At 56.2% G+C, this 14,148-nt stretch carries 12 protein-coding genes and 1 pseudogene; all 13 read right to left on the bottom strand.

Features of this window, described 5'->3' with window-relative positions; genetic code table 11:
* Positions 1-294: pseudogene (locus R2A130_RS12390) on the bottom strand (transposase); the annotation flags it as partial.
* A 182-nt stretch (positions 295-476) separates the two neighbouring features.
* The gene (locus R2A130_RS12385; protein ID WP_040305936.1) at positions 477-950 is read right to left on the bottom strand and encodes a tRNA (cytidine(34)-2'-O)-methyltransferase; all 474 of its coding nucleotides are present in this window, start codon (positions 948-950) and stop codon (positions 477-479) included.
* Between the two features lie 177 nt (positions 951-1,127).
* Positions 1,128-1,709 carry a lipocalin family protein gene (locus tag R2A130_RS12380; RefSeq protein WP_009464834.1) on the bottom strand — a complete coding sequence of 194 codons (582 nt, stop codon included), beginning with the start codon at positions 1,707-1,709 and terminating at the stop codon, positions 1,128-1,130.
* The gene (locus R2A130_RS12375; protein WP_009464833.1) at positions 1,710-3,950 is read right to left on the bottom strand and encodes a xanthine dehydrogenase family protein molybdopterin-binding subunit; all 2,241 of its coding nucleotides are present in this window, start codon (positions 3,948-3,950) and stop codon (positions 1,710-1,712) included.
* Positions 3,951-3,955: 5 nt separating this feature from the next.
* Entirely contained in the window at positions 3,956-4,936 is a 981-nt protein-coding gene (locus tag R2A130_RS12370; protein ID WP_009464832.1) for a xanthine dehydrogenase family protein subunit M, read from the bottom strand.
* On the bottom strand, positions 4,933-5,520 hold the full coding sequence (locus R2A130_RS12365) for a 2Fe-2S iron-sulfur cluster-binding protein (protein ID WP_009464831.1): 588 nt from the start codon (positions 5,518-5,520) through the stop codon (positions 4,933-4,935). Before R2A130_RS12365 ends, R2A130_RS12370 begins: the two co-directional genes overlap by 4 nt.
* 371 nt (positions 5,521-5,891) lie before the next feature.
* Complete coding sequence (locus R2A130_RS12355; protein WP_009464830.1) at positions 5,892-7,580, bottom strand: Na/Pi cotransporter family protein; 1,689 nt, start codon at positions 7,578-7,580, stop codon at positions 5,892-5,894.
* A gap of 30 nt (positions 7,581-7,610) precedes the next feature.
* Positions 7,611-8,420, bottom strand: a complete 810-nt coding sequence (locus tag R2A130_RS12350; protein ID WP_009464829.1) for a phosphodiesterase — start codon at positions 8,418-8,420, stop codon at positions 7,611-7,613.
* Positions 8,417-9,451, bottom strand: a complete 1,035-nt coding sequence (locus tag R2A130_RS12345) for an ABC transporter ATP-binding protein (protein WP_040305933.1) — start codon at positions 9,449-9,451, stop codon at positions 8,417-8,419. Before R2A130_RS12345 ends, R2A130_RS12350 begins: the two co-directional genes overlap by 4 nt.
* Positions 9,448-10,248: an ABC transporter permease gene (locus R2A130_RS12340; protein WP_009464827.1), complete on the bottom strand. Its 801-nt coding sequence runs from the start codon at positions 10,246-10,248 to the stop codon at positions 9,448-9,450. The genes R2A130_RS12345 and R2A130_RS12340 overlap by 4 nt, the downstream gene beginning before the upstream one ends.
* A 2-nt stretch (positions 10,249-10,250) precedes the next feature.
* Positions 10,251-11,054, bottom strand: a complete 804-nt coding sequence (locus tag R2A130_RS12335; protein WP_009464826.1) for an ABC transporter permease — start codon at positions 11,052-11,054, stop codon at positions 10,251-10,253.
* A 78-nt stretch (positions 11,055-11,132) separates the two neighbouring features.
* Positions 11,133-12,134 carry an ABC transporter substrate-binding protein gene (locus R2A130_RS12330; protein ID WP_009464825.1) on the bottom strand — a complete coding sequence of 334 codons (1,002 nt, stop codon included), beginning with the start codon at positions 12,132-12,134 and terminating at the stop codon, positions 11,133-11,135.
* Entirely contained in the window at positions 12,131-13,234 is a 1,104-nt protein-coding gene (locus R2A130_RS12325) for a LacI family DNA-binding transcriptional regulator (RefSeq protein WP_009464824.1), read from the bottom strand. The genes R2A130_RS12330 and R2A130_RS12325 overlap by 4 nt, the downstream gene beginning before the upstream one ends.
* Positions 13,235-14,148: the final 914 nt, after the last annotated feature.

Raw genomic sequence — 14,148 nt, 5'->3', positions numbered from 1 at the left:
ACACGGCGTTACGCCGCGAGCTGGGCCTTAGAAGTTTTTTGAAAGCATCTCGCGCAATGTCGACACATCAAGCATCGATTCAGCCAGCAGCTTCTTCAGCTTCGCGTTCTCATCTTCCAATATCTTCAGCCGACGAGCTTCCGACACCTCCATGCCGCCGAAACGGGATCGCCACTTGTAAAACGTCGCGTCGCTGATGCCGTGCTTTCGGCAGATATCCTTCGCCGTCGCGCCTGCCTGATGCTCTTTCAATATTCCGATGATCTGCTCGTCCGTGAACCGTGATCTCTTCATCGTCCGTCTCCTTGATCAGGAAACAGGACTAACCCGAAATCGAGGAGGTTTCAGGGGAACAGGTCAGCGTGGACGCGGTAACTAAAGAATGCTCGCACTCAGCGGGCTCTTTGCCGGCGCTGAAGCCTTCTGCAGCTTACAAATTGCAGCGGATGATTGCAGTTGCAAACGTCGCTTGTGGCCTAACCGCCAAGCTGTGTACGCATCGCTTGATAGACGACAGCTGTAGCCACATTTGCCAAATTCAGTGACCGGACTGCCGGATTGAGCATGGGCAAATTGAAAGTTCGATCGCCCATTCCATCTAATGCAACCTTCGGCAGGCCTTTGGACTCACAGCCAAAGACTAAAAAAGCATCCTTGGGATAGTCAGGCTCGAACACGCTACGAGCACCGTATTGCTCGAAAAAATACAGTTTGTCGCGGTGAGGCTTCCGATCATCTAGGAAGTTATGCCAGTCGTCATATTCGCTGAGCTGACAGTGTTTCCAATAGTCCATACCCGCGCGCCGCACCGACTTTTCGTCAAGGGAAAAGCCGTAAGGCCTAATTAGGATAAGTTCCAAATTGAGCGCCACACAGGTCCTACCTATAGCGCCCGTATTGTACGGAATTTCTGGAGTTACCAATACAATTTTCATCTGGAGATCAGGCATCGGCTATACGGATTCTCCAAATCGCGGACGCGGCTTCGGTTCGCGATTACATTCACTAAGATCTAACTGAAATGAAAGTAGCAACAGCGGCTTTCGACCTTAATGGCCAGACCCGGACATCTTTAACATCAGGGTTGCCTATAAAAGCGTTCGTAAATGGAAACTAGAGTTCAGCCGTTATTCGGTGCGACTTTGATCGACCCATATGAGCGCACCAGTATCGTATCCCAAGGCATTGGCTCGTTTGATGAAATCGCGCCGCACGGACGGTGGAACCGAACGTGATCTCGATAGCAGCCAGAGATACTTGTCGTTGCCACCGCTGACGTAGGCGTGCCGGTAATCATCGCTCAGGCCGAAGATGATGTAGTCCCCGAAGAAAGGTCCGAAGAACGACACGCGAAGCTTTCCACTCGACGGATCGTCGGCAAACTTAGCTCGCCCTGTTGCCTGTTTGAACCTGTCGGCTTCATCATCGAACCCGCGATTGACCACTTTGATCTGGCCATCCGACCGCTTGGCATAGCTGGCGGTGACATTGGAAAGGCCGCGTTCGAATGAATGATCCAGCCGTGCAATTTCGTACCATTTGCCCAAGTAGCGCTGCGAATTGAAGTCCGAAACGGGTATGGCATCGATGGACTTTCCTGCACATGCCGAGAGCAGCACGAGGGCTGCGAATAGACCGATTGTTCGCTTCAGGTTCATCTCGGCAATTTCCTTCTCATCATCGACATTGCAGGCGTTCGTTAATCCCATCTAGTCGGGAAGGTACGGCAGTATCTTGTCCAGCGTGGCGGGATAGTCGCGCACCCGTACGCCGGTCGCGTTGAAGATCGCGTTTGTGATGGCCGCACCTGCGCCCGAAATGCCCAATTCGCCGATGCCCTTGGCCTGAATCGGATTTGCGTGGTCGTCGCGCTGGTGAATGAAGAGGACATCAAGCTGCGGCACATCGAGATTCACGGGCACATGGTACTCCGCCAGATCACCGTTCACCATATGGCCGTCGCGGGTATCGTGGTGTAACTCTTCATGCAACGCACCGCCGATGCCCCAGATCATGCCGCCATGGCACTGTGAACGCGCAGTCTGAGCGTTGAGAATACGGCCTGCGGCAAACACCCCCAGCATACGGCGCACCCGCGTCTCGCCAGTGATGGCGTTCACCGCCACTTCGGCAAAGTGTGCGCCGTAACCGGCTTGGTCGAAATTCTCCATCGTCGCGCCGGGCTCGATATGGCCTTCTTGTGCGATAGGCCCATCCAGCAGGTCGGCAAGAGGTTTGCGATTGTTGCCGCCCGTGGCGATGCCGTCTTTCAACGTCAAATCTTCAGCCGCGCAACCGAGCGCCTTGGCGACCTTCGTGCGGATGGCCTCGCAAGCGAGATAAACCGACGAGCCAGACGATTGCGCGCCCCATGAGCCGCCGGAGCCGGGCCCTTCTGGCAACTCGCTGTCGCCCAAGCTGACGGTCACCTTCTCCAACGGCAGGCCCAGCATTTCCGCCGCGATCTGGGCGAGGATCGTGTATGTGCCGGTACCGATATCCGTCATGTCGGTTTCCACCAACGCGGTGCCATCTGCGTTCAACGTAACGAGTGCTTTCGATTCACCCAAAATGTTGCTGCGCGCAGCACCGGCAACGCCAACGCCAATCCACCAGTCGCCTTCACGACGGCTGGCGGGCACAGGGCGACGGTCTGCCCAGCCGAAGCGTTTGGCTCCCTGCCGCAAACAATCTTCGAAATTACGCGCAGAATAGGGAATGTCGCTCTCCGGATGCTTCTCCGGCATGTTGCGGACGCGTAGCTCGATCGGGTCGATATCGAGTTCGTGGGCCAGTTCATCCATCGCGCTTTCCAGCGCCAACATGCCGACGGCTTCACCCGGCGCTCGCACGGAACCAGCGCAACTGCGGTTCAGACGGGCGACTTCGTAGGTGAACCGACGGCTTCCGCCGCCATAAAGAAAATGCGTGGCCGCAGCGACAGGTTCTGTAAAACCCTCGTCCGGTAGGTTGGATACTGATGCATGGTGCGCCAGCCCCAACAGCTTGCCGGTCTTGTCGGCAGCCAACTGCACGCGCTGACTAGTTTCGGAACGCCGCATCGTCGTCTCGAATACTGTGCGGCGGCTCATGGCGACCCGCACCGGACGTTCAAGCGCCTTTGCAGCCAATGCTGCCGCCACCGCTTCCGGCGCAATGCCAAGTTTGGAGCCGAAGCCACCGCCCACATAGGGGGCCAGAATACGCACATTCTTCACGTCGATGCCGAGCGAATCCGCCAGCTCGTTCTTGTTGTAGTTCAGCATCTGGTAGCTGCCGTGCAACGTCAGCTGATCGCCGTTCCATTGTGCGACTGAAGCGTGTGGCTCCATTGGCGCGCTGGATTGGACAGGTGTCGTGTAGCGACTGTCCACCGTGGCTGCGGCGTCGCGCATCGCAGCATCGAAATCGCCCTGATCGATCTGCTTGCCGTCCGGCTTTTCTTTTTCGGCAATTTTTGGATCGAAGACCCCGTCATCATCTTCTTCGTAGGTGATCGCAAGAGTGATAGCGGCATCCCGTGCCTGCTCGAAGCTTTCCGCAACGACCAGCGCGACGGGCTGGCCCATATAGGAGACCTCGCCATCGGGTTGAATGGGCGCTTGGTTGGCAGTGCCCTGCGCTGGATTGCGCAGCAGTTTCTTACCGTGAAACACACCCAGCACGCCGGGCATTTTCATGGCCGCGTCCTCGTCAATGGAGACGACGCGGCCTTTAGGGATGATTGCGCCAACCAGCACACCGGTCGCCATGTCATCGGCTTCCGCTTCAGCTGCGTATCGCGCCGTGCCGGAGACTTTCAGAGGGCCATCGGGCCGGTTCAGCGACTTGGAAATCACACCCTGCTGCATCTCGTCGAGACGGCGACTGGTGTCGGGCTTGTCCATTTTCAGATGACCGGTTTCACGATGGTCGGATGAGGAGAAGGGGTTGAGGTTTGACAGGTCCATGGCGATCAGCTTTCGGATGCGTCGCGCAGCACGGATGCGATCATCCGGCAGGCGAGCGGTAATTTGAAATCGTTGTGGCCGTAGCCGCGAGCATCGGCCAGCAGCACGTCCGCTGCCTTGCCGAAGAGAGCCGTCGACGGTTCTTCACCGCGCAACACATCTTCGATGGCAGGGTCTCGCCAGGGCTTTGGGCCGAGGCCACCGAAGGCGAGCGCCACATGGTCGAAACGGCCGTCCTTTATGGTGATGACGGCTGCAACAGAGATGAGGGCGAACGCATAGGACGCCCGGTCGCGCGCCTTGCGGTAAGTCTGGAACGAACCGTCCACGGGCTTGGGTAAAGTAACGGCGGTGATGAGGTCGCCCGCCTCAAGAACGGTTTCGATGTGCGGCGTGTCGCCGGGCAACACATGGAAGTCCTGCAAGGCAACATTGCGGGATGAACCGTCGGCGGCCATCACCTCCACCGTCGCGTCCAAGGCCTGCATGGCGACCGCCATGTCGGACGGGTGGGTCGCGATGCAATGATCGGATGTACCGAGCACCGCGAGGATACGGTTCAAACCTTCTATCGCATCGCAACCGGAGCCTGGCTCCCGCTTGTTACAGCGTGCGTTGGTGTCCTGAAAATAATTGCACCGCGTACGTTGCAGCAGATTGCCGCCCGTCGTTGCCTTGTTGCGCAGCTGCCCCGTGGCGCCGGATAGGAGAGCGCGGGACAGCACCTCGTAATCGCGGCGCACAGTGCGGTCTGCAGCAAGGTTTGAATTGGTAACCAGCGCGCCGATGCGAAAGCCGTCATCGACAGCTTCCATTGCGTGCATGTCGAGGCGCGTAACGTCGACCAGCGTGTCAGGTGTCTCCACCTGCAGCTTCATCAGGTCGAGAAGGTTGGTGCCTCCGGCGATTATGGCAGCGCCCGGTATGGCAGCACTGCGACCGGCATCGGCTACAGCCGTAGCGCGTTCATAGGTGAAGGGCTTCATTGCGCACCCTCCAAAACCAGGTTCACGATTTCGGCACCGGCTTCACCCTCCGGCTGTTGGCCGTCTGCATCGAGAATGGCATTTACGATGCCGGGATAGGCCGAACACCGGCACAGATTGCCGCTCATGCGTTCGGAAATTTCCTGCGTGGTCAGCGCTACATCGGTGTCCAGATCGTCTGATACGAAGGAGGGCCAGCCACGCTTGGCTTCGCCCAGCATGGCGGTGGCGGAAACCACCTGCCCCGGCGTGCAATAGCCGCACTGATAGCCATCATGGCGCACGAAAGCGTCCTGCATGGGCGACAGATTTCCCGGTTGGCCGAGACCTTCCACCGTCGTGATCTCGTCACCATCATGCATGCATGCGAGCGCAAGGCAGGAGTTGATGCGCTCACCATCGACCATAACCGTACAAGCGCCGCACTGACCGTGGTCACAGCCCTTTTTGGTTCCGTGTAGCCCGAGATGGTGGCGCAGCGCGTCGAGCAAGGTCGTGCGCGGATCGGCGTTCACCTCGTGGCGTGTTCCATTGATGGTCAGCGTCGTTTCGATCATCGCGATTGGTCGCGGCGAATTGGCCATGCTCAAGCTCTCCGGGTCGGTCTGTGTGCTCAAATGCGTCCAAGCAAACTGCCCAGATGCTACTCAACGCAGCCGAAACCGAACCGTTGCCACGTAATATGCACTTAAGTTCGCGACCAGGCTGTAAAAGCGTCGTTCATCATGGCCGAAAGCGTAAATTGGCAGTCGTCGCAAATTTCAAGATAGAGGACATTCTTATGTCGGCGTCCGGTCTTGCTTTGCCAATAATGGTGCTCAACGGCCTATCTAGTTCGACACTGGCTTGCCAGATAATCACTCAGATCAATTTTAGTATACCGCCGTTCAGTCGCTATATCAGTTGGAAAATCGGCCTGAAAAAATACTCGGAGATTAGATATTAATTTCACCGCTCAATCCGAGATCGAACGGCTTGATTTTGATTTGCTTGAGAGCCGCGTTGACAGCAAATCGCCTGAACGCGAAGCAACTGGATGTCCGATAGCGGCAAACGCAGCGTTGATGTTTTTCAATGTTCGCAAAATATCCTGATGCAGTTGACTGGTTTCAAAACTGGCGGGGTTGTTGTCGCGCAGTCGCGCGAGATGGTTCGCCTGCAGCTTTTGTTCGACCTTGCGCACCTTGTCTTTGGCCTTCAGCAACTGTCGGGCAGCGTCCGGCGCTCCAGTCATCAGGACGTTGAGTGCAAGTTGCGTGTTACTCAGTACCCTGTCGTGAAAATCCGCAAGATCCGCCCAACCCTCTTGTGAAAAAGCCACCCCGTCGGCGTGAAGTTGATTGGCCTGAGCCAAAAGGCTGTGAGCAATTGCATTTGCTGCGGCTTCCAAATTCAGCGCGATTGTTGCGAGTTCGCCTGTTTTATCCTGTTGGGTATCGGAAAGTTTCTCGTGGTCCAACTGAGCTAGAAAATGCTTGATGTTCGCGTGCATTGCGCTGACGTGCTCCGACTTGCGGGTGATTGCCGCAGCAGTTGGCGCATCCCATTTCTCGAAGAGTGCTATAACCGACCGCAGCATGATCTCACTCTCTTCCCCCATCTTCATCACTTCGCGGGACGCACAGGACAATGCGCTAGCCGGACGGTCGAGGGTTGTCGGATCGAGTGCCGAACTCTGGGAAAGCTCGCTCGGGACTTCGCTACGGTCTGGTAACAAGCGGACCGTTGCAGCTGCCACCCAAGTCAGAAACGGCAAACAAACCAACGCAAGCGCAATGTTGAAAACGAGGTGCAGGTTGATGATTTGGCGAGCCGGTTCGACGCTCAACCAAGCAAGGCTACCGCTGCTCTTCGATAGGAAGAAGAGAACGAGTGCCGCACCTCCTCCACGCAGAACAAGATTGGCGACAATCATTCGACGTGCCGCGAGCGGGGCAGTCAGGGTCAATATATACGCAAGAAAGGCACCTCCCGCATTGGCCCCCAGAACCATCGCTGCAGCACCCGATGGCGGCAAGAGGCCCTGTGCCGTCAGCGTAACAAAAAATAACACTGCCGCGACCGAGGAATGAACGCCCCAAGCGAACAACGCGCCGATGACAAAGGATGTGATGATGTCGCGGCCTAGATACGCCATGACGCTGGCCGCCGCCTCGCTGTCCATGAGAGGGCCTGTCGCCGCCCGGATCATGTCGAGCGACACGAAGATCAAGGCCACCCCGATCATCATGCGGCCGAATTGTTGCATTTCGTTGCGCGAACCGCGCAGGAACAGGACGACGCCACAAAGCATGAGCAGTGGAATCAGAAAATCCTGCCGCACGAGCAGTATCTGCGAAACGATAGCGGACCCGATGTCCGCCCCCAGCAGTATGGCGAGGCCCGCAAGCAGCCCCAATCCCCCTTTTGAGGCGAAGTTCGAGACGAGAACGGCAACGGCAGTGGCGCTTTGCAAGCATAGTGCAGCCAACAGACCGCTGCCGAGAGCCTGGAAACGGTTCGTGTTGGAGCGTCGCAGAAACGCGCGCAGCTGAACGGCATAAGCACGCTCGACGCCCGTGCGCACCAAACGGACAGCCCAGATTAGCAGGGCAGCCGCACCGGCTATGTGCAGCGCGAAAAGCAAGACGTTTGGTTCACCCATGGGTCGAAGCTTCCGTTCGAGTTATAGCGATCAACTGTCCGGATAAAACAGAAACGGACCCGGAAACCGACCGACCGGAATGCTGTGGCTGACGATACCGTTTCGCGTTTCATGTAGCATGAAACCACCCGGTTCCTTGCTCAGGCAATTTGCGGCGCCCTCGCGAAGATCCATCGTAACGGCATGGGATATGCCCGGAGCGACCTGACAGATCGCACCACCGAAGTGTGCCACGATATTGCGATGCACATGGCCGCATATCAGCCGTAACTCGTGTTCGTGGTCGGATAGGATGGATTGCAGTTTCCGGCTTTCGCGCAGGTTTTGAATGTCCATCTTTTCAATGCCGGTCATGATGGGCGGGTGGTGCAGCGCAACGATGACCGGATTGCCCGTTCGTGCAGCGAGTGCGGATTTCAGAAACGCCAACGTGTCGTCAACGAGGTGGCCATGGGCCATGTCTGGAACGCTGCTATCCAATCCGATGAGCGTGAGATTTTCGAAGTCCGAGATCCAGTTGATAGGACCATCGGCCGGCATCCAGTCCTCGTCGCTAAAGCATGCCCGCATAAGCGAAACGTCATCATGATTACCGGGCACCGCGCGATAAGGTATCGCAAGCGGCGACATGAGCTCGCGAAACCGCTGATATTCTTCCTCGGTACCGAAGTCCGTCAGATCGCCCGTGACGATCGCCATGTCGATCGGTCCGATATCCGGCAGACGTCGATTGATCGTCTCGACACATTCTGCGAGTGCCGAAGCTGTATCAACCTGTCCATAAGCCAGCTGGCCATGCGGAACGATATGGGGATCGGAGATCTGGATGATTTTGGTCATGCACTCTGCGCACTTTTAGGAAGCAGCATCAGCGCCTCTGGCTTGATCTCAGCTCTCACGGTCTCACCAACGCGCGGAGCGTTCTGTCCGGCATAAGTCGAGGTCAGTAAGCCCGGCATTATGTCGGACAAACCAATACGGTAGTGCGTGCCGAGAAATGTAACGGTTTCGACCCGCCCTTCGAGAGACCCTCCGGCTTGAAGCGCAACGTCTTCGGCCCGGACAAAAACATCCCGATCCGAACCGTCGCTCGGCAGGGTCAGTGTTCCGCCATCTAGATAAAAACGTGCCCCTTCGCACCTGCCTTCCAGTCGCATGGCGTTACCGACGAAACCGGCAACGAAAGCCGAGTTGGGCTTGCGATATAGATCTTCCGGCGTTCCGCTTTGAACGACAAGGCCGCCGGACATAACAGCGACCCGGTCAGCAATCGCCATGGCCTCATCTTGGTCGTGAGTGACGAAAATTGCGGTGATGTCGAATGTCCGCAGGAGGACAGCCAGTTCATCGCGCAGTGCCTCGCGCAACGCGGCATCGAGAGCCGAAAGCGGTTCGTCCAGCAGAAGCAATCTCGGACGCGGCGCGATTGCCCGCGCCAATGCCACGCGTTGGCGTTGTCCGCCTGACAGAGCAGTTATTGAGCGCGCAGAAAACTCCTGAAGCTGGCACATTTCCAGCACTTCCGTGACGCGGGCCTCGATTTCCTTAGCGGGAAGTTTCTGCATCTTCAGTCCGTACCCAATGTTGGCGCGCACCGACATGTTGGGGAAAAGAGCGTAGGACTGGAACACCATGCCCACCTTCCGTCGCTCGACCGAAAGGCTGGTGACGTTATCATCGTCGAACCAGATTTCACTGCCATCATTGGGTGTTTCCAACCCGGCGATAATTCTGAGCAGCGTTGTTTTCCCACAGCCGGACGGTCCCAGAAGTGAGACGATTTCTCCTTGCTCGACCTTTAGGTCAGTCGGCAGCAGGGCCCGTGTCCCATCGGGAAACGTCTTTGCGGTGTTGGTTAAGCTAAGTGTCATTGTGCAATCCTCTGCGCACGCGCCGAGGCCCATTGCATAGCCATCAAAAGCGGGACGATAATTATGAAGAAGACGAGGGTGTAGGCTGACGCGATTTCCAGCCGCATCGAAGCGTAGCTATCAGCCAACCCGACCGGTAACGTCTTGAGATACGGCGTGTGGAGCATCCATGTCAGGTTGAATTCTCCCAACGACAGAGTCACCACCGTGAGAGAACCAGCCAGAATACCCGGCATGGCATTGGGCACGACGATGTCGCGGAACCTTTGAAATGGTGAGGCCCCCAGCGAAGCGGCCCCTTCCTCCAGCGTCTTGAGGTCCATTGAAGCCAGGACCGCTAGAATGGATCGCACCATGAACGGCAGCGTGTAGAGAACGTGCCCGACCAGAATGAAGGTCCACGACGTTCTAAACCCCTTCATGGACCCATAGAGTTGCAGCAATGCAAGCGCGAGTGCCAAGCCTGGAACTGCCAATGGGAGCGAGATGAACTCTTCCAGCAAGCGCGATAGCCAGCCGGGATGCCGAGCAAGCCCGTAAGCTGCGGGCAAGCCAATAATCAGCGTCACGACCAGGCAAGCAAGTGCAAGCCAGATCGACAGGAAGATGCTGTCGGCATAGAGCTCCCAGACTTGGAAAACCCACTTCAGCGTGAGGCCGGACGAGATACCCTTGAAGTAGTTCACCGTAAGCCCCGCCATGACAGACAGGATGGTAGGCACCAGAAGAAAAGCGCAGGCCAGCAAAGTGACCGTGAGTTGCAGTATTTTCGCCTTTGACTTAAACATATCAGCCATTTTTATCCCCCAGCCGCAACGGTTGTGCCCGACAGGTTGCGCGCAATCAGCAACAGCACCCACGTCACGAGACCCAGAACGATGGAGAGCGCAGCCGCCATGGCGATGTTCGCCGACAGCGTGAACTCGGTGTAGATCACCATAGGGATCACATCGATATCGGTCGCCAGTGTGAAGGCCGTTCCGAACGCGCCCATGGCGGTGGCAAATGCAATTGCGCCAGATGCGATCAGTGATGGCATCAGCCCGGGAATGATCACATCGATCACCACCCTGTAGGGCGAGGCGCCCATGGTCCGGGCGGCTTCCTCCAACGCTGGGTCGAGCTTTTCGGCGGCTGCCATCACGGTGAGCAGAACCCGCGGAATTGAAAAGTACAGATAGCCGAGGAACAGGCCTACGACCGAATATGCGAAGACGACGTGGCCGGGGGTGAGTTGATTGACCAAGCCTTGCCGACCACCGAGCAGAATAATCAGGAAACCGATCACAACACCGGGAAAGGCCAGCGGAAGGGTCAGCACCGATAGCAACACGCCTCGGCCCCGAAACTGGTTGCGCAGCAGGAACAGGCCTGCGGTCGTTGATACGGCGAGTGCTGCAAACGTCGTCGCCAAGGATACGAGAACCGTCAAGACCAAGGTGTTAAGGTAGCGAGGCTTGCGCAGGATATCGAGATAGACGGCCCACCCGCTGCTGCCTTCACCGGAGGCGAGAAACAGACGCACGAGCGGTAACGCCAAGAATGCCAAAGAGAAGACGAGCAAGGGCGTCAGGCACAGCAATACGAAATTTCGATTTGTCATGAGGCGACCAGAAACGGAAAAACGGGGAGCGAAGGTCGAGCGGATGCTCGACCCCGCTGTCACGAAACGTGGATCGGACTATTTGACTTCCGACAAATAGCGTTCGCCAAAAGCGGCCTGTACCTTCTCCATTTTTCCATAATCGACCGCGACCGCGCGCTCGTATTCCTTTGCAGGCAGAAACTTCTTGGCGACTTCCTCAGGAAGTTCGACAGGCCGTGCCGGCTGCAGATAGGCATTCGTCCAGATCGCCTGGCCCTTGTCGGACAAGATGAAGTCCAACACGCGCTTGCCAAGCTCCGGATTGGGACCGTTGTTGACCAGGCTCATCACGTAAGGCACCCGCACCGAGCCTTCACAGGGCAACACGAATTCAAAGTTGCCATCTTCCTCATACTTCCCGCGATAGGCATTGAAGTCGTAGTCGAAGAGGATCGGAATCTCGCCGGAGACGACCCGGGCAAACGAAGTCTGCTTGGGCACGATGGGGGAGTTCTTCGCTAAATCATTGAAGAACTTGATCGCCGGATCGAAGTTGTCGAGGTCACCGCCGTAAGCCAGGTTAACGGCAACAGCGCCAGCATAACCTACAAAGGCTGATGATGGATCGAGATAGCCAACCATGCCGCGATATTCAGGCTTGGTCAGGTCTGCAAAACATTTGGGTACCTCGGCACCGCCAAGCGCGTCCACGTTCACGAAAAACCCGAGCGTGCCGTAGTGAATTGCGAACCATTTTCCGTCCGGGTCTTTCAGACCTTCCGGGATTTCATCAAATTTTGCAGGCTTGTAAGCAGTCGCCACGCCCTCGTTGCCCGCTTTGATGCCGGTGGTGACGCCGTAGTAGGCGACATCGGCAATCGGGTTGTCGCGTTCCGCGATAAGCTGGCTAAGGGTCTGACCTGAATTCTTGTTGTCATGCGGCATCTGGATATCGATTTCTTTGTCGATCGCCTTCAGCATCGACGCCCAATCTGCCCATTGTGGCGGGCAGTTATAGCACACGGCATCTTCTGCCAGCGCCAGCGTTGGTGACGTCATCGTCATTGTCATGAGGGCCGCAGCAAGTTTATGTTTCATCTCGTTCTCTCCTGTTGGATTTTAGCTGTCTTGCGGGTTGGCACGTCTGACGATGGGAAGGCTGCAACCTTTCCATCGTCTTTTCTTTCAGCGCTCAAAGGCACAAGGCTACCTCCGGCGCGGAAACTGAATGTTTGCTCTTTTTCCGGCACGTCCGGGGGAACCGTGCCGTCGATCATCGACAAGATCGTTTTGCCTGCCCCGGCGCCTAAACTACGCGGCGCAGTTTCAATCGTTGCTAGGCTCGGGTCGACCAATTGGCCAACCTTGATGCCGTCAAATCCGACGATCGACAGATCTTGAGGCACATCGATCAAAAGCTCGCGCGCGCTGCGAATGGCGGCAAGGGCTAGAAAATCGTTGGAGGCGAAGAGGCCTGTAACATCAGGATTATCGCTCAAGAATTCTTGCAAATGCGCGGTGAGATCGTTTCCGTCGTCATCGACTTCCAGCAGTGCTGGCCTCGCCATACCGTGTTCGCCGCATCGTTCGACAAAACCTTCAAACCGCTGGCGAGCGCGGTCTGAGCTGAGAAAGTTCAACGCTAGAAAACCGGTGTGGAAATGGCCGTTTTCGGCAAATGCATCCGCCACAGAAGCGGCCGCTGCATGGTCAGCAACCGACCAACTTGTTTGGCCCGAAGGCGCTGCATTGAAAAGAAGGCAATGTGGCAATTGTCGGCTTCTTATCAGGTCCAGTCCATCGCTATTGTGCGCATCGCTGACAGTAAGAAGAATTCCATCGACTTGTTTTGCAATCAATGTGCGTACGGCGTGAGCTTCTGCCTCTACGCTGTAATTGGTGCAGATCAGAAGCATTTGGTAACCCGCGTTCAGAAACACTTGTTGTGCGCCCTGAACAGCATCAGCATAGACTGGGTTCTCTATAGAGGGCACCACGCAACCGATCGTGCGGGTCGTGCTGCTTTGCAGCGACCGCCCTACTTCGCTGAATTGGAAATTGAGCGCATTGGCCGCTTCCAGAACGCGCTCGCGCATCTTCATGCTTGTCGGGCCTGTGTTGTTCAAGGCACGGCTGGCGGTGGCAACTCCACAGCCCGCTCGTTGAGCAACGTCCTTGATGGTAGCAGCTTGACCCAAGTTCCACCTCTCAATGGAAACGTTTCCATTGCATTTTGTCAGAAATATACGCGGACTGCAAGGCAGAACGAAAAGCGCTGATGTCGGTCGATAATTTTCGCAAACCTTGGAAGGTTTAAAGAAAGCCAGGCGAGGACGATCCAATGCTGTGCACTATGTTACGAGTTCGCAGCATCAACGAGAAAATAGATGGGAGCGCCTTCAAACGGAACGTTGATGGCATAGCGGAATTATTCGTAGTGATGCGCGGAAATCAAGGAAGCCAAACGATTGTTGGCACGGATGACCGGAAGTGGAACTTACGAAATCAATCTCGCTGGCCGTATAGCAGACGTTGTGCTTAGACGAGTACAACAAATAAGCAGCGTTTGAGGTGTCAATTTGAAGCAATCCGAGCCCAAAGCAACCATACGAAATTTATACCACGTTCTCTCAAAACGGACCACTTATTGGGGGGCAGGCCAAAGCCAATCTCTCGCTTAAGCTAAACCACCATCAATCCCAAAAACCCTGACGACTGACAGATAACGTGGGGCAATTAGTCCCCTATTTCCGAATGGTGTAATGTTGCCGTTTTGCCTGCCTTTTTTCGTCGTCTATAGGTGACTGATCTCCAAGAGACACATGACCACAGCTGGAGTTGGACTTCCCCAGTTTGAGGGGAATTTTCTAGTTCGGGAAAGGTAGTGTTTTCAATGCCGACAATTGGCCAAGCTGCGGGAAGATAGTCGAGCGCCGCAAGGGCCTAACGATGTGTTGCAATGGAATTTCTGTCGGACCAACTCTTCGATGGTCGCAAAATTCATATGAGCCGACCATACAACGGGTCGCAGTTAGTCTCAAAGAATCTCGATCTGCGGGCCTATATAAATGGCGTGATCCTGGACTTCAGCAGACCTGTAAAGCCGCAGATG

The organism is Ahrensia sp. R2A130 (genome assembly GCF_000179775.1).
Lineage (GTDB): Bacteria > Pseudomonadota > Alphaproteobacteria > Rhizobiales > Rhizobiaceae > Pseudahrensia.
The sequence above is the reverse complement of the archived record's forward strand: the minus strand, read 5'-3'. Positions and strand labels throughout refer to the sequence as shown.